A 22,917-nucleotide genomic window follows, 5' to 3' on the forward strand; every position below is an offset into this window, starting at 1 on the left:
TCTCCCCGTGCCCGGCACGGGTTTGCAAACAAAGCATGGACGGGTGAGCGCGGTTTCTGGTGCGTCGGGCAAGCCCGGCGGCACTGACATCGAGCCTGGGACGGCGGGCATTGCACCCGGCGGTCTTGCAGCGCTCCTCGAAGCAAGTCGCGGATTATAACGGGTTTTGTGGCGGATTTTTGAGTGCTGAATCCAGCACCTTGCCGAAAATCTCCGCTTCCTGGAAGCCGACGACGCGCAGCGCCTTGCGCTCGGCGCCGGTGGCGTCGAAGAAGATGATGCCCGGCGGGCCGAAGAGGTTGAAGCGCTTGAGGAGCGCCTTGTCGTCGTCGTTGTTGGCGGTGACGTCGGCCTGGATCAGCTGGAAGCTGGCGAGGCGGCGGGCAACGGCGGGGTCGGCGAAGGTGAAGCGCTCCATCTCCTTGCACGAGATGCACCAGTCGGCATAGAAGTCGAGCATCACCGGGCGGGTGGCGGTTTTCAGGATCTGGTCGAGCTCGGCCACCGAGCGCACGCGCTGGAACTTGGTTTCGGCTGCTGGGGCGGTGGCCGCCTGGGCGCGCAGGATGGCGAGGGGCTGCAGCGGATCGCGGGAGCCGGCCAGGGCGCCGATGAACATTGCCGCGCCGGCCAGCAGGGCGATCACGCCCCAGCCCTTCCAGAAACGCTGCCAGCCGCTGGCGTGAGGCGGCAGGGGATCGAGGGCGTGGAGGTAGATCGCCGAGACGACCAGGATCGCCGCCCAGGCCAGCATGGTGGCGATGCCCGGCAGCACCGGCGAGACGAGCCAAACGGCCACCGCCAGCAGCATCACCCCGAAGGCGCGCTTGACGTTCTCCATCCACGGCCCGGTCTTGGGCAGGGCGCTGCGGGCGAGCACGCCGACGATGATGAGCGGCGCGCCCATGCCCAGCGCCATCACGAACAGGGCGATGCCGCCGAGGGTGGCGTCGCCGGTCTTGGCGATGTAGAGCAGGGCGCCGGCAAGCGGCGCGGCCACGCAGGGGCCGACGATCAGCGCGGACAGTGCGCCCATGGCGATCACGCCGCCGGGCGAGCCGCCCTTCTGGTGGCTGGCGGTGTCGGACAGGCGGCTTTGCAGCGCGGTGGGCATCTGCAGCTCGTAGAAGCCGAACATCGAGAACGACAGCACCACGAACACCAGCGCGAAGCCGCCCAGCACCCACGGGTTCTGCAGCGCCGCCGACAGCAGCGTGCCGGAGAGCCCCGCCGCGACGCCGGCGGCGGCGTAGGTGACGGCCATGCCCAGCACGTAGAGCGCCGACAGGCTGAAGGCGCGGCCCTTGGAGATGGCGTGGCCGTGGCCGACGATGATGCCCGAGAGGATCGGGATCATCGGGAACACGCAGGGCGTGAAGGCCAGCAGCAGGCCGAAGCCGAAGAAGCTGGCGAGGGTGACGAGCGTGCTGCCGCCGGCCAGCAGGCGGGCGATGCGGCCGGATTCGTCGTGGTCGTCGGCGGCGGGCTCCGGGGCGGGTGTGGCGGCGGGGGCGTCGCCCTTGCCCAGCGCCCGGGCGAGCAGGCTCTCGCCGGGGCCGCCACTGGAAAGGGCCACGTTGAGGGTGTGGGTTTGCGGCGGGTAGCAGATGCCGATGTCGGCGCAGCCCTGGCTGACGAGGGTGAGCGGGAAGGGCGGCTTGCCGGCGGTGACGGGCAGGGTGAAGACGAGTTCCTTGCGGTAGATCTCGACTTCGCCGAAGGCGTCGTCCTTCTTGGGCTTGCCGGCGGGGAGCGCGGGTTCGCCGAAGCTGACGCCCTCGGCGTCGAACTTGAAGCGGTGGCGGTAGAGGTAGTAGCCGTCGGCGATCTGGAAGCGAACTTCGACGGTGTGGTCGTCAATCGCGCGGGCGGTGGCTCGGAAGGCCTGTTCGACGGGCAGCGGCTCACCGGCGGCGTGTACGCTGAAGGCGGCGAGCAGGAATGCGGCGAAGGCGAGGAGGTGGCGGATAAGACGGATCATGGCCGGCAGTGTGGCGGCAGGACGGCGGCCCTGCCAGGGGATGGATCAAGAAATCAGGGGTGCTGCTCGGTGGTTTCGGCGCCGACCCACGCCAGATAGGCGGGCAGGCCTTCGTGAAGAGGGACCGCGATGATTTCGGGAAGTTCGTAGGGGTGGACCTCGGTGAGCGCGGCCTGGAGAGCCGGGTAGCGGGCGAGGGTGGTCTTGATGAGTACCGGCACTTCGGTGGCGGATTCGACGGCGTCGTTCCAGCGATAAACCGAGGTGCACGCCGGCAGGATGTTCACGCAGGCGGCGAGGCGCTGCTCGACCAGCTGGCGGGCGACCTGCTTGGCGCTGTCGGCGTCGGGCAGGTTGGTGAGGACGAGGAGGGTTTCGGCAGGAGCGGTCATGGTCGTCGTCGTCAGTTGAGCAGGCGGCGCCGGGTGAGCGCCAGGGCCAGCCAGAAGGCCAGCACCGTGATGAGGGCCAGTACGGCCAGATGAAAGCCGATCTGCTGGGGCATCTGGCCGAGCAGCAGCGGGCGCACCAGCGCCACCGCGTGGGCCAGGGGCAGCTGGTTGGCCACCCCGAGCACCGCGTCGGGCAGCTGGCTCTGGGGGAAGAACACCCCGGAGAGCATGGTCATCGGCGTGATGAACAGGGTGAAGTAGTACATGAAGAAATCGTAGCTCGGCGCCAGGGCGGTCATGATGAGGCCAAGGGCGGCGAAGCACAGCCCGGTGAGGAAGACCACCGGGATCGCCGCCAGGGCCAGCGGCGAGGCGGCAAAGCCGAAGGCGGCGATCACCCCGAGGATGGCGGTGCCGGCGAGGGTGGCCTTGCTGGCGGCCCATACCAGTTCGGCGGCGACGATGTCGTCGAGCGCCACCGGGGCGTTCATGATGGCTTCCCAGGTCTTCTGGACGTGCATCCGCGAGAAGCCGGAGTAAAGCGCCTCGAAGGTGGCGGCGTTCATCGTGGAATAGCACAGGGTGCCGCCGGCCAGGAAGGCGATGTAGGACACGCCCTCGACCTCCGGCACCAGCATCCCGAGCCCGTAGCCGAGGCCCAGCATGTAGATCACCGGGTCGGCCAGATTGCCGACGATGGACGGCAGGGCGAGCTTCTTCCAGACCAGGAAATTGCGGCGCCACACGGCAAGGAGGCGGGATGACAGCCGGGGCGGGGCGAAGATGGACGGCATGTTCGAGATCAGTCGCGCAGTTCGCGTCCGGTGAGCTTGAGGAAGACGTCTTCCAGGTTGGCCGGCCGGTGCAGGGTGCGCAGGCCTGGCTGGTGGGCCAGGTGGGCGAGCAGCGGCGCGGCGTCGTCGGTGTAGCAGAAGGCGGTCTCGCCGCTGATCTCGCAGCGCTTACTGAGGCTGGCGGCGTGCTCGGCGGCCCAGGCGGCTGCGCCGGTGCCGCCGCCGTTCCATTCTCCGAAGACTTCGACCACCTGGGGCTCGATGTGCTCGGCGATGACCTCCCGCGGGCTGCCCTGGGTGAGGATGCGCCCGCCGTCGAGGATGGCCAGCCGGTTGGCGAGGCGCTCGGCCTCGTCCATGAAATGGGTGGTGAGAAGGATCGTGGTGCCTTCGGCGGTGAGCCGGCGCAGGCGCTCCCAGATGAGGTGGCGGGCCTGGGGGTCGAGGCCGGTGGTGGGCTCGTCGAGGATCAGCAGATCCGGCTTGTTCACCAGCGCCCGGGCCAGGGTGAGACGGCGCTTCATGCCGCCGGACAGCGACTGGATGCGGGCGTTCTCCTTGCCCTCGAGGCCGGCGAAGGCGAGGAGCTCGGGGACGCGCGGGCGGATGTCGCGCTCGGGGATGCCGAAGTAGCCGGCGAAGATCAGCAGGTTCTCGGCGCAGGTGAAGTCCGGGTCGAGGCTGTCGATCTGGGGCACCACGCCGACCCGCGCGCGGGCCTCGCGGGCTTGCTCGGGCACCGGCAGGCCGCACAGGCGGATGCTGCCGCCGCTGGCGCCGGTGAGGCCCAGGGCGCAGCGCAGGGTGGTCGTCTTGCCGGCGCCGTTGGGGCCGAGCAGCGCGAAGCATTCGCCGGGGACGAGGTGCAGGTCGATCCCGCGCACCACCTCCCGGGCGTCGGCGCCGGTGCCGAAGCGCTTGACGAGGCCGTCGATCTGGAGCGGCATCAGGCGGGCGGCGGGGCGGTGTCGACGAAGGACGGCCGGGCGAGCAGATCGGCGGCCCAGGCGGCGAGATTGGGGTGGGTGCTGCGCCAGTGCAGGTGGCCGAAGCGGAAGTCCAGATAGCCCAGCATGCAGCCCACGGCGATGTCGGCGATGTTGATGGCCGCGCCGCCAAAGCCCTTGCGCTGCACCAGGCGTTCTTCGAGCGCGGCGAGGCCGCGGTGGATCTTGGTGAGCTGGCGCTCGATGCCGGCCTGATCCTGCTTCTCGGGCGGGCGGTTGCCTTCGAGGAAGGCCGCCACGGCGGCGTCGGTGATGCCGTCGGCGAGCGCTTCGGTCTGGCGCACCGGCAGGCTGGCGAGGCGCTCGGCGGGCAGCAGCGGGGCGCCGCCGAGGGTTTCGAGATACAGCGCGATCACCGGCGAGTCGTACCACACCTCGCCGTCGTCGGCGACCAGCGCCGGCACCTTGCCCAGCGGGTTGTACGAGGGCACGGCGGTTTCGGGCAGCCAGGGGATGTCCACCTCGAGGGTGAAGGGCAGGCCCTTCTCGGCGAGGGCGACGCGGATCTTGCGCGCGTAGGGGCTGGTGAGCGATGCGACGAGCTTCATCGGTGGGACCTCGGCGTGGCGGCCTGCGGGGCAGGCCGGGGTTGGCGGGCGCGACGGATCACAGGGGTTTCCAGGCGCGTTCGATGATCTTGCGGATGATGTGCAGCTTGCCGTGGAAGAAGTGGTCGGCGCCAGGCACGACCACCACCGGCAGCTCCTGGGGGGCGGCCCATTCCATCACGTTGGCGAGGGCCACGGTCTCGTCGGCCTCGCCGTGGATCACCAGGGTGTCGTCGGGGACTGGCTCGGTGGTGTAGCTGCGCGCGCCGGTGACGGTGCCGGCGGCGGTGCCCACCAGCACGATGCGGCCGGCCGGGGTGACGCCTTCGGCCAGCCGGGCGGCGACGCGGGTCTGCACGTAGGCGCCGAAGGAGAAGCCGCCGAGCGCGAGCGGCAGGCCGCCCCAGCGGCTCTGGGCCCAGCTGATGACGGCCAGCATGTCCTCGGTCTCGGCGCCGCCGTGGTCGTGGGCGCCGACGCTCTTGCCCACGCCGCGGAAGTTGGGGCGCAGGGCCGCGTACCCCAGGTCGCGGAAGACCCGCGCCAGGGTGTGGGCGACCTTGTTGGTGTTGCTGCCGTGGAACAGCGGGTGCGGATGGCAGATCAGCGCGATGCCGCGCACCTGGGCCGGCGTGTCGATGATGAGCTCGATCGGGCCGTCGGGGCCGTTGATGAGGGCGGTTTCGGTGGCGGCCATGGTGTTCAGATCTTCAGGCGCTCGACGACGCGGCCGTTCTGCAGGTGCTCGGCGATGATCTCGTCGATGTCGGATTTATCGACGAAGGTGTACCAGGTTTCTTCCGGGTAGACCACGAGCAGCGGGCCGTCGTCGCAGCGGCCCAGGCAGCCGGCCTTGTTCACGCGGATCTGGCCCTTGCCGTTGAGGCCCAGGGCGCTGATGCGCTCCTTGGCGTAGGTCTGCAGCTCGACCGCGCCGTGGTTGGCGCAACAGGTTTCGCCCTCGGCGCGCTGGTTGCAGCAGAAGAAAACGTGGTGCTGGAAATAACTCATCGGGCGTCTCCGCAAATCGGGGGTGTTCTGGAAAATGACGCGATTATCGGTCAATCGTTCCGCTGGCGGCGGATTTCAGCGCCCGCGATAAGGGTCGCGGGGCGTGCTGGCGCCCAGCAGGCCCAGGTAGGCAAAGGTGACGAAGGGCCACAGGCTGGCGGTGAGCTGGGTGAGCCCGTGGAAGTTGAGGAAGTTGCCCCGCTGGATCAGGGTCACGTCGGTGGGCAGGAAGGGGTTCTCCGGGGCCAGGTTGACCAGCGCAGTGCCCACCAGCAGGGCCATGCCGGCCAGCATGGTGTGGCTGCGGGCGGGCAGCAGCAGGCAGGCGGCGAGGACCATGGTGCCGGCGGCCAGCCCGATCTGCCCGCCGGGGGTGGCCCAGTGGAGCGGATCGCCCGGCGCGAAGAAGGCCGACGAGGCGAGGGTCTTCGCACCCAGCCCGAGCACCACCAGCAGCACCAGCGGCCACGGGGAGAACTGGCGCATCACGCAGCGCGCGGTGAGCCCCACGGCCACCAGCTGGCTGGCGGCGATGGCGGCCTCGACCTTCATGAAGCGGGTTGGGTTGAACTGCAGCGGGGTGGGCAGATCGAGCAGCCGGCGCAGGTCGCCAGTGGCGAACAGCAGGCTCTCGGGGGTGAGCAGGGTGAGCAGCCACAGGCCCAGCAGCACCAGCCCGATCTCGCCCACGTGGCCGGGCACGATGCGCCGGTGGCGCCAGCGGGTGAGGCCGCTGCGGGGGTCGAACAGGGCGCCGCTCCAGCGTCCGCCGGCCAGCGCCCCAAGGATGCCGCCCAGGGTGTTGCAGCCCACATCGACGTTGGACGGCACCCGGCTGGGCAGGAAGTTCTGCAGGGTTTCGACCGACAGGCTGAGGGCGAAGGTGACCAGGATCGCCACCACCACCGCCCATCCCTTGGGTAGCCGCGACGGCATGGCCGCCACCAGCGCGAAGCTGAAGGGCATGATGCCGAGCACGTTCACGATGAGGTCGACCCGGCCGTAGTAGCGCGGCCAGGGTTGGTACAGGAAGTCGAACACCGGCAGCCCGGTGTCACGCCAGCCGGTGAAGGGGTGCAGGCAGGCGTAGACGATCAGTACGCCGATGACGGCGGCGAACCAGGCGGCGAGGGGCGAGCTTCGGCGTGGGTGGGTGGGCATGGGGCCGGAGATTGGGCGGGTTGTCGCAATTCTAGCGGGTCGTTGGCGCGCGTGCCGCCGGGCGGCCGCTCGGGTTATGCTTGAGCGGCCTGCTGCCCGCCAATCAAGCTTCACGCCATGCCCCAACGAATCGGCTTTGTTCTGCTGACCCACGCCAACACGCCGCAGGTCCGCCGCCTGATCGGCACGCTCGACCGCATGTTCGACGCGCCGCCCATCGTCTGTCACCACGATTTTTCGAAATCTGACCTGCCGGCCCGGGGTTTTGGCGCAAATTTTTCATTCGTGCGGCCCCATGAGGTGACCGGCTGGGGGCGTTTCTCGATTGTCGAGGCGACCCTGCGCGGCATCGAGGCGCTGTATGCCCGGCCCAATCCGCCCGACTGGTTCGTGCTGCTGAGCGCGGCGGATTATCCGGTGAAACCGGCGGAGAAGATTCTCGCCGATCTGGCCGCGAGCCCCTTCGATGCCTTTGTGGAGCATCGGGAGATCAGCTACGAACGCCGCCGGGAGCCAGCCGACAAGATGTACTTCCGGCGCTACCGGACGTTCCGCTTTCATGTGGCGGCGCTGTTTGGCGGCGCGCCGGCGGATCGCTTCTTCACCCTGGAGCATCCGCTGCTGACACGCCACTTCACGCCGTTTTCGGAGGCGTTCCGCTGTTATTTCGGCAGCCAGTGGTTCTGCGCCAACGGCAAGGCGGCCGAGCATCTGCTGCGCTTTCACCGGGAGCAGCGAGGCCTGGCAGAGCACTACCGGCGCCAGGAGCGCTACCGGGTGATCTGCCCGGACGAGTCCTACATCCAGACGATCCTCGCCAACGACCCCGGGCTGAAGGTGGCGAACGACCCGCTGCGCTACATCGACTGGGTGGCGGGCGAGCCCCATCCGCGCACCCTGGGCTGCGCCGATCTGCCGGCGATCGCCCGATCCACCGCCCACTTCGCCCGCAAGTTCGACGTGGCGGTGGATGGCGAGGTGCTGGACCGGCTGGACGAGATCGTCGGCTAAGGGCCGACGGCGGGCCTAGTGCCCGCGGGCGAAGAACTGGGCGGCGCCGGGCAGTTTGAGGGCGGCGAGCTTGGCCATCACGCCGTCCCAATCCACCGCATCCAGTGTGTTCTTGACCAGCAGGCCCAGGTCGGTTTCGCCTTCCATCAGCAGGCGGCGGCTGAAGAACAGGGTGTCCGGGTCTTCCTCGCGGAGCGCCAGGGCCAGGTAGTCGCGGGTCTTGGCCGAGATGGTGAGATCCGGGTCGCGCCCGTCGAACAGCGGGCTGAAGCCCCGCGGCCCGAAGGTGAAGCGCAGCGCCATGCCGGCGTCGGTTACCTTGAGCAGCAGGCGCTTGCTGGTGAGGGGTTCCAGGGTGTCGCGGGGCAGAAGGCGGTCGAGGGCCAGGTTGAGGCCGGTGACCAGCGCCAGGGTGGGCGGCAGCTGCGGCAGGCGGGCGCCCACGCGGGCGAAGGGGCCGGGCAGGGTGAAGGCGGGGATTTTCATCGGCGGGCTCTGGGCTCAGAGGGTGACGAACTGTTCGACGCCCGGGCGGCCGTGCCAGAAGCCGTTGCACGGTTCGTCCGGCAGGAGCGGCAGGGCATCGGTGAGGGCATCCATGGGCGGGATCAGGCCATCCACGGCGCGGCGGAAGAGATCGACGATCTCGGCGGTGTGCTCGCCCTGGGGGCTGATGCGCAGGATGTCGATGCCGTCGGCGACCACCGCGGGGAGGTCGGCCAGCAGGGTGTGCACGTGGGCCGACTGGGTCTGGATGCCGTTGAGGGTGAGGAAAGGCTCGCCCTCGCGGGTCTTGAGGGGGATGCCGTCGGCGAACTGCAGGCAGCGGAACTCGCAGGTGTCTTTCTGCAGGTTGAAATGGCGGGCGGTGAAGCAGCGCGCCGAGTAGGCCAGCGGCAGGCGGCCGTGGGCGAAGATCTCGGTTTCCATCTCGCGGCCGAGGCCGTGGCGCAGCTCGGCGATCTGCTTGCGCGACATCTCGGGCGGGGCCACCCAGCGGGTCGCGCCCAGGTCGGCGAACATGCCGAGGGTGACCGGGTTGAAGATGTTGAGCGTGGGGCCGGCGATCCAGTTGGTGACCGGCGCATCGCCGCTGGTGAGGAGCTCCACCGCACCCATGTCGTTGGCCTCGACGCGGAACGTGCCGTTGGCGACGATCCGGCGCAGGGTCTTCAGGTCGGATTCGGATTCGACCAGCACCTGGCTCGACAGCACGACGTCCTTGCCGGCGCCGGCGAGCATCTCGGCGATCTCGATCCAGTCGGGCAGGCGCAGCTCGTGGCGGCGGGAGCACACGGTCTCGCCGAGATAGACGACATCCACCGGCGAATCCGCCATGTCGGCGTAGAAGGCGAGGGTGGACTGGCGGGGCCAGTAGTAGAGCAGGGGGCCGAGGGCGAGTTTCATCGGTGATCGGGCTTTCGGGCGGGGCGTGGGCGGCTTATTTCCACGGGCGGTAATAGGCGCCGAGGGTGTGGCTCTGGCCTTCGGAGTTCTTGTTGAGGGCGTTCATCCAGGCGGGCTCGACGCGGAAGGGCTGCTTCGCGGTCAGCAGGCGGTCGATGGCGGCGCGCCACACCTCGGTGACTTGCGCCACGTAGGCCGGGCTGCGCTGGCGGCCTTCGATCTTGATGGCGCGCACGCCGATGCGGGCGAGTTCGGGCAGCAGCTCGAGGGTGTTGAGGCTGGTGGGCTCCTCGATGGCGTAGTAGGTCTCGCCATTCACGTCGAAGCGGCCCTTGCACAGGGTGGGGTAGCCGGCCCGTTCGCCGTCGGCGAAGCGGTCGATGAGGATGCCGCCCAGGCGCGTCTCCATGCCCTTGGGGGTCTGCTCCCAGCGCACGTGCTTGCCCGGCGAGCAGGCGCCGTTGCAGTTGGGCGATTCGCCGGTGGCGTAGGCCGACAGGGCGCAGCGCCCTTCCACCATCACGCAAAGTCCGCCAAAGCCGAAGACCTCGATCTCGACCGGCGTGTTGGCGATCACCTGCTCGACCTGCGCCAGCGACAGCACCCGCGGCAGCACCGCCCGGGAGATGCCGAAATGGCGGTGGTAGAAGTTGATTGCGTCGTAGCTGGTGGCCGAGCCCTGCACCGACAGATGCAGGCGCAGATCCGGATGCACGCGCCGGGCGTAGGCCATCAGACCCGGGTCGGCGAGGATCACCGCGTCCATGCCGAAGGCCGCGGCTCGATCCACGGCGCCGGTCCAGCGTTCCCAGTTGTCGGTCTGGGGATAGGTATTGAGGGCCAGCAGCACCTTGCGGCCGCGGTCGTGGGCGTAGCGCACGCCTTCGCCCAGGGCCTTGTCGTCGAAGTTGAGGCCGCTGAAGTTGCGGGCGTTGGTGGCGTCCTTGAAGCCGAGGTAAACACAGTCGGCGCCATGGTCCACGGCGGTCTTGAGGGCGGGCAGGCTGCCGGCGGGGCAGACCAGTTCGATTTGGCGCGCTGAAGTCATGGGCAGTGGGGCGGCAGGAATGACGCGGCGGGACTATAGGCGCCCGCTGCCCGGTGCACCTTGACGGGGGTCAACGGGGGGCAAGCGGGTGGCTGTGCCCCGAGTTGGTGCGTCGCGCAGGCTGCTGTTCCGGGTTTCCCTCTTTCCGCCCCCGGGCCCCTATAATCCGCGGATTCGCCAACGTTTTTTCCGTTTTTGCGCATGCTTCTCTGGTTCGTCATCGCCTACTGGCTGATCTCGGTGGCCATCGGCCTCGCCGCCGCCACGCGGGTCCATAACACCAAGGACTTCGCGGTGGCCGGCCGCCATCTGCCCTTCTACATGGTCACCGCCACGGTGTTCGCCACCTGGTTCGGTTCCGAGACCGTGCTGGGGGTGCCGGCCACCTTCCTCAACGAGGGGCTGCACGGCGTGGTGGCCGACCCCTTCGGCTCGTCGATGTGCCTGATCCTGGTGGGCCTGTTCTTCGCGGCGCCGCTGTACCGCATGAACCTGCTCACCATCGGCGACTTCTACAAGAAGCGCTACGGGCGCGGCGTCGAGGTGCTCACCACCGTCGCCATCGTGATCTCCTACCTGGGCTGGGTGGGCGCGCAGATCTCGGCGCTGGGGCTGGTGTTCAACGTGGTGTCGGGCGGCGAGATCAGCAAGACGATGGGCATGTGGATCGGCTCCGGCACCATCCTCGTCTACACCCTGTTTGGCGGCATGTGGGCGGTGGCGGTCACGGATTTCCTGCAGATGATCATCATCGTGATCGGCATGCTGTGGATCGGCGGCGAGGTGAGCGGCATGGCGGGCGGGGTGGGGGTGGTGGTGAACCACGCGATGGAATCCGGCAAGTTCAACATGCTGCCGCCGCCCGACCCGAAGGAGGTGATCGCCTTCATCGCCGCGGCGATCACCATGATGCTCGGCTCCATCCCCCAGCAGGACGTCTTCCAGCGGGTGCAGTCGGCCAAGTCCGAGAAGATCGCGGTGTGGGGCTCGGTGCTGGGTGGCAGCTTGTATTTCCTGTTCGCCTTCGTGCCGATGTTCCTGGCCTATTCCGCCACGCTGATCGACCCGGAGATGGTCGCCCGCCTCATCGATTCCGATTCCCAGATGATCCTGCCGGAGCTGGTGCTCTCCAAGGCGCCGCTGTTTGCCCAGGTGATGTTCTTCGGCGCGCTGCTGTCGGCCATCAAGAGCTGCGCCTCGGCCACGCTGCTGGCGCCGTCGGTCACCTTCACCGAGAACATCCTCAAGCCGGCGCTGCCGCACCTCACCGACAAAAAGCTGCTGTTCTGGATGCGTGTGGTGACGCTGATCTTCACCGTGCTGGTCACGCTGTACGCGATGTTCTCCAAGGCGACGATCTTCAAGATGGTCGAGAACGCCTACCAGATCACCCTGGTGTCGGCCTTCATTCCGCTGCTGTGCGGGCTGTACTGGCGGCGCGCCACCAACCAGGGCGCGCTGGCCTCGATCTTCTGCGGCGTTGCGGTGTGGCTCGGCGTGCATCTGGCCGGCGGCGACGACCCCTTTGTGCCGGCCCAGCTGGCCGGGCTGATCGCCAGCGCGGTCGGGATGATCGTCGGATCGCTGGTGAAGCAATGGGTGCCCCACGACATCGGTGTGCACGACCGCCTTCGCCACGGCCACCACGCCGCCGACGCCCACGGCGTGGCCCATGAGGGCATCGGCGTGGTGCATCGGCATTGATTTTTTGGGTAGTGGGGATTGGGTAGTGGGAAATGGGCGGAAGCTGCTGAACCCCTTTCCCGTTTTCTGATCTGTCACTGACGTGCCCGCAGCGGCTCCGCCGATTCAGCCATCACCCACTCCCCACTCCCCACTTCCCATTACCCATTACCCATTACCCATTACCCATTACCTACTTCCCACCACCCACTCCCCATCCCGCCATGACCGCCCAAGCTCTGCCCGCCGAGATCCCGCTCTTTCCCTTGGGCGTGGTGCTGTTTCCTGATGGCCTGCTGCAGCTCAAGCTGTTCGAGGCGCGCTATCTCGACATGGCGGCCCGCTGCATGAAGGCCAACGCGCCCTTCGGCGTGTGCCTGATCCGCGAAGGCGCCGAGGTGGGCGATGCCGCGGTGCCCCACAACATCGGCTGCATGGCGAGCATCGTCGATTGGGACATGTCCCAGCCGGGGCTGCTCTTCATCACCACCCGCGGGGGCCCGCGCTTCCGCATCGTCGAGCGCACCATCCAGCACGACAAGCTGCAGACCGCCCGCGTCGAATGGCTGCCCGAACCCGCGCCCCAGCCGGTGCCGGCTGCGCTGGCCGACATGCTGCCGTTGCTCCAGGCCATCGTCAGCGACGCCGGCGAGACCGTCTTCCCGCCGCCCCACCGCTTCGACGACGCCACCTGGGTCGGCTACCGCCTGGCAGAGGTGCTGCCCATCCCGCCCGAAGCCCGCGTGCGCCTGCTCGAACTGGACGACACGATCTCGCGGCTCGAGATCCTCCACACCTACCTCAAGCAGCACAAGCTGGTGGGCTGAGCTCGTTCCGGCGCAGAGACTGGCTGATGGGGGCGGGGCGCGACGCGGGGGCCGTCGTCAGGTGGGCGCCATGCGCAGGGGGGCACCTGCGGGCAGGTCGGTCAGCCCATGTCGCACGGCGAGCCGCAGGAGATGGAAGTCGTTGTCGACGCCGAGTTTCTGACGCACCGACGACATGTGGTTGTGCACCGTCTTCTGGCTCAGATGCAGGCGCTGGGCGATGGCATCCACCGATTCACCGTTCACCGCCATGCGCAGCACCTCGAACTCCCGCGGGGTGAGCCGTGAAAGGGGCGCTTCCTCGGCCAGGGCCGCGCTCGCCACGCCCTGCGCCACCTCGGCCGATAGCACCCGGCGCCCCACGGCAACGTCGCGGATCGCCGTCAGGACTTCGCCCGGTTCGCTGTTCTTGGTGAGGTAGCCAAGGGCGCCTGCGCGCATCGCCTGAACGACGAAGCTGGGGTTGTCGTGCATGCTGACCACCAGCACCCGCAGCTGCGGTTCCCGCGCCAGCATGCGCCGGATGGCATCGATGCCGCTGCTCTCGCGCAGGCTCAGATCCACCATTGCCACGTCGACGCCGCCGCTTTCGCACAACCGCCCATAAGCATCATCGGCGGTGGCCGCCTCGCCCACCACCACCAGATCCGTTTCTGCGTCGATCAGTCGGCGGTAGCCGGTGCGCACTACGGCGTGGTCTTCCACGAGCATGATCCGGATCATTGGCGGCCCGTCTCTGCAGCGCTGCCGGTGCCGCGCTCCGCTGTATCTGCCGGCTGCGTCACATTGGAGCGGTCTGTCTGCGGCAGGGCGGGACGTCTCCACGGGCGGTGCTGTCCGCACCCGGCGGCGGCATGCCGGTCGGCCGTCGCCGCCTCGTGGGCCATCGGGCCCGTCGGGGCTTCGGTGAGGGCGTGTGTGGTCTCCTGCGCCCCTTGCGCGCTCCGATTCTCACCAAGCCATTTCATCGCGTGCTCCTTTGGTTCTGCTGTCCTCGAACGGAACAGTTTGCAACGCCCGTGCCAGCCTGAGGCGGTTTTCAGGCCGGGAAAGTTTCCCGACGTTGCGGGGAGCATCTCCCGCGACAGGGGTAAAGCGCGCCTTGGATACTGGATTTAGCGCAGGGCGTTGGCATCACGGGAGGTCGATGGCCACGCGCAGGACATCACAACAATCCGGAGACAAGGAGTCCCCATGAAAGGAATCAATCAAGCCCGTCGGTTCAAGCCGGCCGTGCTGGCGCTTGCGCTGGCCACGCTGTGTGCAGGTGGCGCCCAGGCCGCCGGCAAGGCCGTCACCTGGGACGACATCCGCAACGACGACAAGACCCCTGGCGACGTGCTCACCTACGGCCTTGGCCTGAAGGCCCAGCGGCATAGCCCGCTCAAGACGGTCAACACGAAGAACGTGGCCGGCCTGGTGCCGGTGTGGAGCTTCTCGTTCGGCGGCGAAAAGCAGCGCGGCCAGGAGGCCCAGGCGCTGGTCCATGATGGCGTGATCTACGTCACCTCGTCCTACTCGCGGATCTACGCCGTCGAGGCCAAGACCGGCAAGCGCCTGTGGGAATACGAGGCCCGCCTGCCGGAAGACATCCGCCCGTGCTGCGACGTGGTCAACCGCGGCGCCGCCATCTACGGCGACAAGATCTACTTCGGCACCCTGGACGCCGGCATCGTGGCCCTCAACAAGGACACGGGCAAGGTCGTCTGGAAGAAGAAGTGGGGCGACCACAAGGTCGGCTACACCATGACCGGCGCGCCCTTCGTGATCCAGGACCAGCACAGCGGCAAGGTGCTGCTGGTGCATGGCTCGTCGGGCGACGAGTTCGGCGTGGTGGGCTGGCTGTTCGCCCGCGACCCGGAGACCGGCGAGGAAGTCTGGGCCCGCCCGATGGTCGAAGGCCACATGGGCCGCCTGAACGGCAAGGAGAGCACCCCCACCGGCGACGCCAGCGCCCCCACCTGGCCGAAGGACAAGGACGGCAAGCCCACCGAGGCCTGGCATCACGGCGGCGGCGCCCCGTGGCAGACCGCCAGCTTCGACCTCGAGAAGAACATGGTCGTGATCGGCACCGGCAACCCGGCGCCGTGGAACACCTGGAAGCGCACCCAGGAAGGCGACGATCCGCGCAACTGGCCCAGCCTGTTCACCTCCGGTCAGGCCTACGTGGATGCCAGCACCGGCGAGCTGAAGGGCTTCTTCCAGCACACCCCCAACGACGCCTGGGACTTCTCCGGCAACAACTCGGTGGTGCTCTTCGAGTACAAGGATCCGAAGACCGGCAAGCTCGTGAAGGCCTCCGCCCACGCCGACCGCAATGGCTTCTTCTTCGTGACCGACCGGGAAAAGCTCACCAACGGCGCCGGCTACCCGAACAAGCCCACCTCGCTCATCGGCGCCTGGCCGTTCGTGGAGGGCATCACCTGGGCCAAGGGCTGGGACCTGAGCACCGGCAAGCCCATCGAGACCGGCAACCGTCCGCCCGAGCCGAAGGCCGGCAGCGAGAAGGGTGACAGCGTCTTCGTGTCGCCGCCGTTCCTGGGTGGCACCAACTGGATGCCCATGTCGTACAGTCCGGACACCGGCCTGTTCTACATCCCCGCCAACCACTGGGCGATGGACTACTGGACCGAGCACCTGACCTACAAGGCCGGCTCTGCCTACCTGGGCCAGGGCTTCCGCATCAAGCGCCTGTTCGACGACCACGTGGGCACCCTGCGCGCGATCGACCCGAAGAGCGGCAAGATCGCCTGGGAACACAAGGAGAAGTTCCCCCTGTGGGCCGGCACGCTGACCACCGCCGGCGGGCTGCTCTTTACGGGCACCTCGGATGGCTTCATCAAGGCCTTTGACGCCAGGACCGGCAAGGAGCTGTGGAAATTCCAGACCGGCTCCGGGATCGTCTCCGTGCCCATCACCTGGGAACAGGACGGCGAGCAGTACATCGGCCTGTCCTCCGGCTACGGCGGCGCCGTGCCCCTGTGGGGCGGCGACATGGCCGACCTGACCAAGCAGGTCACCCAGGGCGGTTCGTACTGGGTCTTCAAGCTGCCGAAGTCCGGCCGCTGAGTCCGGCGGGGGTGTCCGTGTCGTCTCCCGCGGGCACCCCCTTTCAGCCTGGCATCGACGGCAGCGTGCGCCCGGTGCGCATCGCCGGCCGTCGTCTTTCCATCCAACGAGAAAGGGCACCTCATGCTGTCCGTCTTTCCGCGTGCGGCGCTGGCGGCGATGGCCGTCGGGCTGCTCCTTGCCGGCCCCGAGGCCGGTGCGCGGGCGAATCCCGCCGAACCCGAAGTGCATGGCACCTGCGGCATGTGGCCCCACGCCCGCTGCCGGGGCGCCGATCTGCGCCACAAGGATCTGTCGGCCCTCGACCTCGCCGGCGCCGACTTCACCGGCGCCAACCTCGCCCGGGCCGACCTGCGCGCCGCCAATCTGGCCGGGGCGATCTTCGACGGCGCCGATCTCAGCGGCGCACGCCTGTCCAAGGCCAACGCGCCGGGCGCCTCCTTCCGCAACGCCCGCCTCGTCGGGGCCGACCTGGAGTTTGCCCGCATCATGCGCGCCGACTTCACCGGCGCCGATCTCACCGCGGCCAACATGGAAGCGGCCCGCGCCGCCTTCACGTGGTTCAACAAGGCCCGGCTCACCAACGCCAACCTCCAGGAGACCAAGTTCAACGCCACCGACCTGCGCGGCGCCAATCTGGAAGGCGCGCTGCTGCGCTACACGATCTTTCCCGACTCGACCTTCGACGGCTGCGTCGGCTGTCCGACCGACTGGTGACGCCATGAATCCCTTCTTCCGACTTGTCGTTGCGGGGGCGCTGGCGCTGCTCGTCCAGCCCGCCCTGGCCTTCGAGGTGGCCGAGCCCGCCGTCGCGACCTTCGACGTGGACACCACCGGCCTGCCGCCGCCACCGGCCGGCGAGGGCAACCCCTACCGGGGCAATGCCCGGGCGGCGGAGATCGGCCGGACCCTCTTCAACCAGACCTGCGCCCGGTGCCACGGCGTTGATGCGGTGAGCCGGAACATGCCGGGCCCCGATCTCACCCGCCTCGACAAGGCCTGCCGGCCCATCGCCGACCCGGCGGTGCGCGCCCACTGCCTGGCCGACAACGACGCCTACTTTCTGGATTCCGTGCAGAACGGCAAGGTCCGCGTCGGGGTGAGCCACATGCCAGCCTGGAAAACGGTGTTGTCCCCGCAGTTGATCTGGACGCTGCGCAGCTTTCTCGAAAGCAAGGCCCCCGCGCGCCGGCCCGACTGACGCCGCCGGCAGTTAGAATCCGGGGCATGCATCGCGGATTCAGGGTGTTTCTCGCCGGCCTCGTCCTCGCCTTCCTGCCGCCGGCGGCCGCGCCGGCCCGGGCGGGCGGCGAGGTGCGTATCGGCATCCTGGCCTGGCAGGGGCTGGAGGAGTCCGAAGTTCGCTGGTCGACCCTCGCCCACGGGCTGCAGGACAAGCTGCCCGGCCGGCGCATCGTGCTGCGCCCGTTCAACCTCGAAGGCATGGCCACGGCGCTGCGCGATGGCGAGCTGGATTTCGTGGTGACCAACCCCGGCCACTACGTGACGCTGGAAGCCAGCAGCGGCATCACCCGTATCGCCACCCAGGTGGCCGACGCCTATCGTGAGCCCGCCCACGTGGTGGGCTCGGCGGTGGTGGTGCGCAGCGGGCGGGGCGACCTGCAGGCGCTGGCCGATCTGCGCGGGCGCAACCTGGCGGCGGTGTCGCCGGCGGCCTTTGGCGGCTATCAGGTGATGTGGGCCGAACTGCGCGAGGCGGGCGTCGACCCGGAGCAGGGCGAGCTCACTCCGCTGTTTACCGATTTTCCGATGATGCGGGTGGTGGATGCCGTGCGCAGCGGCCGTGCCGACGCCGGCGTGCTGCGCGCCTGCCTGCTGGAGCGGCTGGAGCGCGATGGCCTCGTACCGGCGGGCGAACTGCGCGTGCTGGCCCCCCGCGACAGCGCCGCGCCGTGCCACGTGTCGTCGCGGCTGTATCCGGGCTGGGCCTTTGCTGCCGCCAGCGGCACCTCCGCCGCCCTGTCGCGGGACGTGCTGTTTGCGTTGCTGTCGCTGGAGGCCGGTGCCGATGGCGAATCCTGGAGCGTGCCGGCCGATTACCACCCCGTTCATGCGCTGCTGCGCGAGCTGCAGATCGGGCCCTACGCCTTCCTGCGCGAGCCGCGCTGGGCGGCGCTGTTCCGCAGCTACTGGCCGTGGCTGGCGGGCCTGGCGCTGCTGGTGGTGGCGGGGGGCGTCTACACCTTGCGGGTGGAGCACCTGGTGCAGCGACGCACGCGGGAGCTCACCGCCGCGCTGGACGAGCGGCAGCGCCTGGAGGCGCGGGTCAGCGCCGGTCAGCAGCAGATGGATCACCTGTCGCGGCTGTCGATCCTCGGCGAGCTGTCGGGCACCCTCGCCCACGAACTCAACCAGCCCCTGGCTGCCATCGGCAACTACGCCCGCAGCCTGCTGCGGCGGCAGGACCGGGGCCAGCTGTCGCCCGAGGCGCTGCGCCAGGCGGCCGCGGAGATCGCCGGCGAATCCGAACGCGCCGCGGCCATCCTCGGCGGCATCCGCGCCTTTGCGCGCAAGCGCAGCCGGGTGCGCGAGGTGTGCGACATCCGCGTGCTGGTGGGCGATGCCGCGGCGCTGATGCGCGGCATGCTGGCCGGCGCGCCGGACGTGGTAATCGACGACGCCCTCGACCCCGCCGCCCGCCGGGTGGACGTGGACCCGCTGCAGACCCAGCAGGTGCTCCTCAACCTCTTCAAGAACGCCTGGGACGCCCAGCTTGCCGCGGGCTCGCAGGCGCCTGTCGAGGTGAGCCTGCGGCGCGACGGCGACCGCTGTGCGGTGACGGTGCGCGACCACGGCATCGGCCTCGACGCCGCCCAGTGCGCGCGCCTGTTCGAACCCTTCTTCACCACCAAGCCCGACGGCCTGGGCCTCGGCCTGTCGATCTGCAAGACGATCATCGAGGCCCACGGCGGCGCCCTGCAGGCGCAGCCCGCCGAGCCCGGGCCGGGGATGGTCTTCGCATTCACGTTGCCGCTGGCCGCACCGGCGGCCGAGGGAGAAACTCCATGACCCAGATCGACGCCGCCCAGCCGGTGATCCACGTGGTGGACGACGAGGCGCCCTTCCGCCGCTCGCTGCTCTTCCTGCTCGAATCCATGGGCTGGACGGCGGTTGGCCACGAATCGGCCGAGGCCTTTCTGGCCGCGCAGCCGCCGTTCCCGCCCGGCGGCGCGTGCCTGGTGCTGGACATCCGAATGCCGCGGGTCAGCGGGCTGGAGCTGCAGCGGCGCCTGCAGGCGGCCGGTTCGCCGTTCCCCATCGTCTTCATGACCGGCCACGGCGACGTGGAGCTGGCGGTGCAGGCCATGAAGGCCGGGGCGGTCGATTTTTTGCAGAAGCCATTCAAGGACCAGCTCTTCCTCGACACCGTCGAGCGCGCGGTGCAGATCAGCCTCGAACGCTACGCGGCCACCCGGCGCCATCAGTCGGCCCGCGCAAGCCTCGACCGCCTCACCGCCCGGGAGCGCGAGGTGGCCCGCCTGCTGGCGCTGGGCATGTCCAACAAGGATGTGGCTCGCCTCCTCAACATCAGCGACAACACCGTGCATGTGCATCGCCAGCACGTGATGGAGAAGACCGAAACCGGCAGCGCCGCCGATCTGGCGAGGCTGATCCTGCGCGCCGACCCCGCCGGGCTCGACTGAGGCATAACCGGTTTCGGCTATGTCCCTAGCCCGATGTCCGAATGGTCGGGCCGGGCGCAGCTCTCTAGACTCGGGCAGGAATGAGTCACAGGGAGCACATCATGAAAATCGGACTTGTGCGCGGCGTGCTGGGCCTACTGGCCGCCGCTGCATTCGGTTCTGCCACCGCCGCTGCAGATAGCGCTCTTGTCGAGCGCGGGCGCTATCTGGCCCAGCTGGGCGACTGCGTCGCCTGCCACACCGCGCCCCAGGGTACGCCGATGGCTGGCGGCCGCGCGCTGGAAACGCCTTTCGGCAAGCTCTACGCCACCAACATCACCCCCGACGCCGAGACCGGCATCGGCCGCTACACCTTCGCCCAGTTCGAGCGGGCGATGCGCAAGGGCGTCGCGGCAGATGGGCACAACCTCTACCCGGCGATGCCTTACCCGTCGTACGCCAAGATGAGCGCCGACGACATGCAGGCGCTCTACGCCTACCTGATGGAAGGCCAGCAGCCGGTGCGCCAGGCCAACCGCCCCACCGAGATGCGCTGGCCGTTCAACATGCGCTGGGGTCTTGCCATCTGGAACTGGCTGTTCCTCGACGACGCCCCGTTCAAGCCCGAACCCCAGCAGGACGCGGTGTGGAACCGCGGCGCCTATCTGGTGCAGGGGCTCGGCCATTGCGGCGCCTGCCACACGCCGCGCGGCCTGCTCTTCCAGGAGAAGGCCATGAGCGACGCCGGGCCGAAGGGCGAATACTTCCTCGCCGGCGAGACGGTGGAATCCTGGCGCGCCCTCAGCCTGCGCAACCTATGGACGGTGGAGGACACCGCGCTCTTTCTCAAGACTGGCCAGAACCGCTTCGCCACTGCGTCCGGCAACATGACCGACGTCATCAGCCACAGCACCCAGCACTTCAGCGACGATGACCTGCGCGCGGTGGCCACCTACCTGAAGGCCCTGCCGCCCGGCCCCCACGACAAGCCCCAGCCGGCCGCCGCCCCGAAGCCGGCGGTGGTCGCCCAGGTGCCGGCCAATCTGTACACCACCCGCGGCGGGCTGGGCTATCTCCAGTTCTGCGGCGACTGCCACCGGGCCGACGGGGGCGGGGTGCCCAAGGTCTTCCCGCCGCTGGCGGGCAACCCGACGGTCGCCTCGAAGGACGCCTCGACGCTGGTCCACATCCTCCTCACCGGCGGCGCCACGGCGCGCACCGCGGCCCATCCGCGGGTCTATACGATGCCCGCCTTCGCGCGGCTGGGCGACGCGGAGCTGGCCGAGATCCTCAGCTTCGTGCGGGCTGGTTGGGGCAACGGCGCCGGGCCGGTGGACGTCGCCACCGTGGCGCGGATGCGCGCCGAGCTCGATCCGAAGACCACCGATTCCAGTGCCTTCGTCACGCCGCGTCTGGCCGACATGCTGAAGGCGCCCAACGCTACCCAGCTGGTGCGCGGCATGCGCCTCAACCTCGAAACCAAGGCCCTGCTGCCCGACCACGTGGGCGACCAGCTCAACTGCACCAGCTGCCACCTCAACGCAGGCACGGTGGCCGACGGCTCGCCCTACGTGGGCGTCTCGGCCTTCTTCCCCAGCTATGCGCCGCGGGCCGGCAAGATGATTACCCTGGAAGACCGCATCAACGGCTGCTTCCGTCGCTCGATGAACGGCACGCCGCTGGCAAAGGACGGCGACGACATGAAGGCGATGGTGGCCTACTTCGACTGGATGAAGCGCGAGACCCGCCCCGAAGACAAGGTGGCCGGGCGCGGCGTGGGCAAGGTGGATCGCAAGATCGTGCCCAACCCTGAGAACGGCAAGCGCATCTACGGCGAGCAGTGCGCGGTCTGCCACGGCGAGAACGGCGAAGGCTTGAAGAACGCCGCCGGCAAGATGGTCTATCCGCCGCTGTGGGGCGACGAATCCTTCAACATCGGCGCCGGCATGGCCCGCACCTACACCGCCGCGGCCTTCGTGAAGCGCAACATGCCCGTCGGCTTCCACGACAAGTTTCCGCTGGGGCAGGGCGGCCTGTCGGACCAGGAGGCGGTGGACGTGGCCGAGTACTTCACCCATCAGCCGCGACCGGATTTCCCGGACAAGGTGAAGGACTGGCCGAAGGACCCGAAGCCCGCCGACGCCCGCTACTGAGTGCCTCGGCCTGAAACGAAGACGCCCCGGCAACGGGGCGTCGTCACGTCAGCGGGGCAGTGCGTCGAGCACCTTCCTCACCGGCGTCGGCAGGGCCGCTTCGGCCAGCGCGTCGAGGGGCCACCAGTCGAGCCCGTCCGCGTCCCTCACGCCGTCGCCGGCTGTCACCTCCACCCGCTCCGGCGCCAGATGCAGCACGAAGTGGGTGAACACGTGGCGCAGCCCCGGTAGCGGTGCGACCCGCGTCACCGTCAGGCCGAAGCGCCGGGCGACCCATTCGGCCGTGTCGGCGTCCTCGGGCAGCTCCGGCAGGCTCTGCAGGCCGCCCCAGATGCCAGCCGGGGGGCGGCGCTCCAGCAGCACCGCGCCGCCAGCGACGATCACCGCAAAGCGGCCGTTGCGCTCGGGCACGGCCTTTTTGGGGCGGGGCGTGGGCAGCTCGGCCACGCGGCCGTCACGCAGCGCCACGCACCCGTCGGCGAGGGGGCACTGCCCGCAGCGGGGCTTGCCGCGGGTGCAGAGGGTGGCGCCCAGGTCCATCTGGGCCTGGGTGTAGATGTCCACGTCGCGCTCGGGCAGCAGGGCCTCGGCCAGATCCCACATGGCGTTTTCCACCGCCTTGGCGCCGGGAAAGCCGTCGATGCCAAAGGCGCGGGCGAACACGCGCTTCACGTTGCCGTCGAGGATCGCCGCGCGGGTGCCGTAGCTGAAGGCGCTGATCGCCGCGGCGGTGCTGCGGCCGATGCCGGGCAGCTCGGCCAGCAGCGCCGGGTCGGCCGGAAAGGCGCCGCCGTGGCGCGCCATCACCGCCTGGGCGCACTTGTGCAGGTTGCGGGCGCGGGCGTAGTAGCCCAGGCCGCTCCAGCGGGCCAGCACGTCCTCCACCGGCGCGGCGGCGAGGCTTTCGAGGGTCGGGAAGCGTTCCAGGAAGCGCGCGTAATACGGGATCACCGTCTCCACCTGGGTCTGCTGGAGCATGATCTCGGACAGCCACACCCGGTAGGCGTCGCGGGTCTGCCAGGGCAGGTCGTGGCGGCCGTGGGTGCGCTGCCAGTCGATCAGGCGGCGGGCGAAGGGCGTGCCGGGAAAGGGCGCGATGCCCGCGGGCCAGGATTTGTTCACCGCAGCATCCCCTCGACGCTCGCCGGGCGGCGCGTGATAATCGCGCCTCCCCAAACAGG

Annotated in this window: 22 protein-coding genes and 1 riboswitch; of the genes, 9 read left to right on the plus strand and 13 right to left on the minus strand. The window is 69.2% G+C overall.

The annotated features are described in order from the left end of the window. Positions 1-38: 38 nt before the first annotated feature. Positions 39-145: riboswitch (S-adenosyl-L-homocysteine riboswitch) on the minus strand. A gap of 9 nt (positions 146-154) precedes the next feature. The 8 genes from dsbD to Q0672_RS10225 form a co-directional block, all read right to left on the minus strand. Continuing rightward, positions 155-1,981 (minus strand): protein-disulfide reductase DsbD, encoded by a 1,827-nt coding sequence (dsbD, locus tag Q0672_RS10190; protein ID WP_298621926.1) that lies wholly within the window; start codon positions 1,979-1,981, stop codon positions 155-157. Positions 1,982-2,034: 53 nt separating this feature from the next. Next, on the minus strand, positions 2,035-2,373 hold the full coding sequence (cutA, locus tag Q0672_RS10195; protein WP_153161822.1) for a divalent-cation tolerance protein CutA: 339 nt from the start codon (positions 2,371-2,373) through the stop codon (positions 2,035-2,037). 11 nt (positions 2,374-2,384) lie between these two features. Next, positions 2,385-3,167, minus strand: a complete 783-nt coding sequence (locus Q0672_RS10200; RefSeq protein WP_153161823.1) for an ABC transporter permease — start codon at positions 3,165-3,167, stop codon at positions 2,385-2,387. Positions 3,168-3,175: 8 nt separating this feature from the next. Next, complete coding sequence (locus Q0672_RS10205; RefSeq protein WP_298621927.1) at positions 3,176-4,114, minus strand: ATP-binding cassette domain-containing protein; 939 nt, start codon at positions 4,112-4,114, stop codon at positions 3,176-3,178. After that, positions 4,114-4,722: a glutathione S-transferase gene (locus Q0672_RS10210; protein ID WP_298621928.1), complete on the minus strand. Its 609-nt coding sequence runs from the start codon at positions 4,720-4,722 to the stop codon at positions 4,114-4,116. The genes Q0672_RS10205 and Q0672_RS10210 overlap by 1 nt, the downstream gene beginning before the upstream one ends. A gap of 58 nt (positions 4,723-4,780) precedes the next feature. Further along, positions 4,781-5,419, minus strand: coding sequence for a CocE/NonD family hydrolase (locus Q0672_RS10215; protein WP_153161826.1), 639 nt, complete (start codon positions 5,417-5,419; stop codon positions 4,781-4,783). 5 nt (positions 5,420-5,424) lie between these two features. Next, positions 5,425-5,733 carry a ferredoxin gene (locus Q0672_RS10220; RefSeq protein WP_284187821.1) on the minus strand — a complete coding sequence of 103 codons (309 nt, stop codon included), beginning with the start codon at positions 5,731-5,733 and terminating at the stop codon, positions 5,425-5,427. Between the two features lie 75 nt (positions 5,734-5,808). Continuing rightward, positions 5,809-6,894: a VanZ family protein gene (locus Q0672_RS10225; protein WP_153161828.1), complete on the minus strand. Its 1,086-nt coding sequence runs from the start codon at positions 6,892-6,894 to the stop codon at positions 5,809-5,811. Between the two features lie 117 nt (positions 6,895-7,011). On the opposite strand from Q0672_RS10225, the gene Q0672_RS10230 reads away from it, so the two are divergent. Then, complete coding sequence (locus Q0672_RS10230) at positions 7,012-7,905, plus strand: beta-1,6-N-acetylglucosaminyltransferase (protein ID WP_298621930.1); 894 nt, start codon at positions 7,012-7,014, stop codon at positions 7,903-7,905. Positions 7,906-7,920: 15 nt separating this feature from the next. On the opposite strand, the gene Q0672_RS10235 is transcribed toward Q0672_RS10230, so the two are convergent. Genes Q0672_RS10235 through Q0672_RS10245 form a run of 3 tightly spaced genes read right to left on the minus strand, consistent with a single transcriptional unit; the run spans position 7,921 to position 10,360 of the window. Further along, positions 7,921-8,391, minus strand: a complete 471-nt coding sequence (locus tag Q0672_RS10235) for an SCP2 sterol-binding domain-containing protein (protein ID WP_298621932.1) — start codon at positions 8,389-8,391, stop codon at positions 7,921-7,923. Between the two features lie 15 nt (positions 8,392-8,406). After that, positions 8,407-9,312 (minus strand): U32 family peptidase, encoded by a 906-nt coding sequence (locus Q0672_RS10240; RefSeq protein WP_298621933.1) that lies wholly within the window; start codon positions 9,310-9,312, stop codon positions 8,407-8,409. A 34-nt stretch (positions 9,313-9,346) separates the two neighbouring features. Then, the gene (locus Q0672_RS10245) at positions 9,347-10,360 is read right to left on the minus strand and encodes a peptidase U32 family protein (protein WP_298621934.1); all 1,014 of its coding nucleotides are present in this window, start codon (positions 10,358-10,360) and stop codon (positions 9,347-9,349) included. 201 nt (positions 10,361-10,561) lie between these two features. On the opposite strand from Q0672_RS10245, the gene Q0672_RS10250 reads away from it, so the two are divergent. Further along, positions 10,562-12,064, plus strand: coding sequence for a sodium:solute symporter family protein (locus Q0672_RS10250; protein ID WP_298621935.1), 1,503 nt, complete (start codon positions 10,562-10,564; stop codon positions 12,062-12,064). A 203-nt stretch (positions 12,065-12,267) separates the two neighbouring features. Further along, on the plus strand, positions 12,268-12,870 hold the full coding sequence (locus Q0672_RS10255) for an LON peptidase substrate-binding domain-containing protein (RefSeq protein WP_298621936.1): 603 nt from the start codon (positions 12,268-12,270) through the stop codon (positions 12,868-12,870). Positions 12,871-12,927: 57 nt separating this feature from the next. Here Q0672_RS10255 and Q0672_RS10260 read toward each other — a convergent pair whose 3' ends face one another. Beyond that, positions 12,928-13,593 carry a response regulator transcription factor gene (locus tag Q0672_RS10260; RefSeq protein ID WP_298621937.1) on the minus strand — a complete coding sequence of 222 codons (666 nt, stop codon included), beginning with the start codon at positions 13,591-13,593 and terminating at the stop codon, positions 12,928-12,930. A 471-nt stretch (positions 13,594-14,064) separates the two neighbouring features. Here Q0672_RS10260 and Q0672_RS10265 point away from each other — a divergent pair, with 471 nt between their 5' ends. The 6 genes from Q0672_RS10265 to Q0672_RS10290 all read left to right on the plus strand — a co-directional run bounded on the left by Q0672_RS10265 (position 14,065) and on the right by Q0672_RS10290 (position 21,736). Beyond that, entirely contained in the window at positions 14,065-15,939 is a 1,875-nt protein-coding gene (locus Q0672_RS10265) for a methanol/ethanol family PQQ-dependent dehydrogenase (RefSeq protein WP_298621938.1), read from the plus strand. 123 nt (positions 15,940-16,062) lie between these two features. Next, positions 16,063-16,656: a pentapeptide repeat-containing protein gene (locus Q0672_RS10270; RefSeq protein WP_284187811.1), complete on the plus strand. Its 594-nt coding sequence runs from the start codon at positions 16,063-16,065 to the stop codon at positions 16,654-16,656. A gap of 4 nt (positions 16,657-16,660) precedes the next feature. Then, on the plus strand, positions 16,661-17,140 hold the full coding sequence (locus Q0672_RS10275; RefSeq protein ID WP_298621939.1) for a c-type cytochrome: 480 nt from the start codon (positions 16,661-16,663) through the stop codon (positions 17,138-17,140). A gap of 26 nt (positions 17,141-17,166) precedes the next feature. Next, positions 17,167-18,969, plus strand: a complete 1,803-nt coding sequence (locus Q0672_RS10280) for a sensor histidine kinase (protein WP_298621941.1) — start codon at positions 17,167-17,169, stop codon at positions 18,967-18,969. Further along, a complete protein-coding gene (locus tag Q0672_RS10285) occupies positions 18,966-19,604 on the plus strand; it encodes a response regulator (RefSeq protein ID WP_298621942.1) in 639 nt (212 codons plus the stop codon). Before Q0672_RS10280 ends, Q0672_RS10285 begins: the two co-directional genes overlap by 4 nt. Positions 19,605-19,705: 101 nt before the next feature. Then, positions 19,706-21,736 carry a c-type cytochrome gene (locus Q0672_RS10290; protein WP_298621943.1) on the plus strand — a complete coding sequence of 677 codons (2,031 nt, stop codon included), beginning with the start codon at positions 19,706-19,708 and terminating at the stop codon, positions 21,734-21,736. 48 nt (positions 21,737-21,784) lie between these two features. On the opposite strand, the gene mutY is transcribed toward Q0672_RS10290, so the two are convergent. After that, positions 21,785-22,858, minus strand: a complete 1,074-nt coding sequence (mutY, locus tag Q0672_RS10295; RefSeq protein WP_298621945.1) for an A/G-specific adenine glycosylase — start codon at positions 22,856-22,858, stop codon at positions 21,785-21,787. Positions 22,859-22,917 lie beyond the last annotated feature (59 nt).

The sequence above is a fragment of the uncultured Zoogloea sp. genome (assembly GCF_937894855.1).
Classification (GTDB): Bacteria; Pseudomonadota; Gammaproteobacteria; order Burkholderiales; family Rhodocyclaceae; genus Zoogloea; species Zoogloea oryzae.

What these genes read in the sequence shown, in the direction of transcription:
- Q0672_RS10225 (WP_153161828.1), bottom strand. Translation starts at nt 6,894, where the DNA reads ATGCCCACCCACCCACGCCGAAGCTCGCCCCTCGCCGCCTGGTTCGCC.
- Q0672_RS10230 (WP_298621930.1), top strand. Translation starts at nt 7,012, where the DNA reads ATGCCCCAACGAATCGGCTTTGTTCTGCTGACCCACGCCAACACGCCG.
- Q0672_RS10265 (WP_298621938.1), top strand. Translation starts at nt 14,065, where the DNA reads ATGAAAGGAATCAATCAAGCCCGTCGGTTCAAGCCGGCCGTGCTGGCG.
- Q0672_RS10280 (WP_298621941.1), top strand. Translation starts at nt 17,167, where the DNA reads ATGCATCGCGGATTCAGGGTGTTTCTCGCCGGCCTCGTCCTCGCCTTC.
- Q0672_RS10235 (WP_298621932.1), bottom strand. Translation starts at nt 8,391, where the DNA reads ATGAAAATCCCCGCCTTCACCCTGCCCGGCCCCTTCGCCCGCGTGGGC.
- Q0672_RS10240 (WP_298621933.1), bottom strand. Translation starts at nt 9,312, where the DNA reads ATGAAACTCGCCCTCGGCCCCCTGCTCTACTACTGGCCCCGCCAGTCC.
- dsbD (WP_298621926.1), bottom strand. Translation starts at nt 1,981, where the DNA reads ATGATCCGTCTTATCCGCCACCTCCTCGCCTTCGCCGCATTCCTGCTC.
- cutA (WP_153161822.1), bottom strand. Translation starts at nt 2,373, where the DNA reads ATGACCGCTCCTGCCGAAACCCTCCTCGTCCTCACCAACCTGCCCGAC.
- Q0672_RS10215 (WP_153161826.1), bottom strand. Translation starts at nt 5,419, where the DNA reads ATGGCCGCCACCGAAACCGCCCTCATCAACGGCCCCGACGGCCCGATC.
- Q0672_RS10290 (WP_298621943.1), top strand. Translation starts at nt 19,706, where the DNA reads ATGAAAATCGGACTTGTGCGCGGCGTGCTGGGCCTACTGGCCGCCGCT.
- Q0672_RS10205 (WP_298621927.1), bottom strand. Translation starts at nt 4,114, where the DNA reads ATGCCGCTCCAGATCGACGGCCTCGTCAAGCGCTTCGGCACCGGCGCC.
- Q0672_RS10210 (WP_298621928.1), bottom strand. Translation starts at nt 4,722, where the DNA reads ATGAAGCTCGTCGCATCGCTCACCAGCCCCTACGCGCGCAAGATCCGC.
- Q0672_RS10200 (WP_153161823.1), bottom strand. Translation starts at nt 3,167, where the DNA reads ATGCCGTCCATCTTCGCCCCGCCCCGGCTGTCATCCCGCCTCCTTGCC.
- Q0672_RS10245 (WP_298621934.1), bottom strand. Translation starts at nt 10,360, where the DNA reads ATGACTTCAGCGCGCCAAATCGAACTGGTCTGCCCCGCCGGCAGCCTG.
- Q0672_RS10255 (WP_298621936.1), top strand. Translation starts at nt 12,268, where the DNA reads ATGACCGCCCAAGCTCTGCCCGCCGAGATCCCGCTCTTTCCCTTGGGC.
- Q0672_RS10250 (WP_298621935.1), top strand. Translation starts at nt 10,562, where the DNA reads ATGCTTCTCTGGTTCGTCATCGCCTACTGGCTGATCTCGGTGGCCATC.
- Q0672_RS10270 (WP_284187811.1), top strand. Translation starts at nt 16,063, where the DNA reads ATGCTGTCCGTCTTTCCGCGTGCGGCGCTGGCGGCGATGGCCGTCGGG.
- Q0672_RS10220 (WP_284187821.1), bottom strand. Translation starts at nt 5,733, where the DNA reads ATGAGTTATTTCCAGCACCACGTTTTCTTCTGCTGCAACCAGCGCGCC.
- Q0672_RS10275 (WP_298621939.1), top strand. Translation starts at nt 16,661, where the DNA reads ATGAATCCCTTCTTCCGACTTGTCGTTGCGGGGGCGCTGGCGCTGCTC.
- Q0672_RS10285 (WP_298621942.1), top strand. Translation starts at nt 18,966, where the DNA reads ATGACCCAGATCGACGCCGCCCAGCCGGTGATCCACGTGGTGGACGAC.
- Q0672_RS10260 (WP_298621937.1), bottom strand. Translation starts at nt 13,593, where the DNA reads ATGATCCGGATCATGCTCGTGGAAGACCACGCCGTAGTGCGCACCGGC.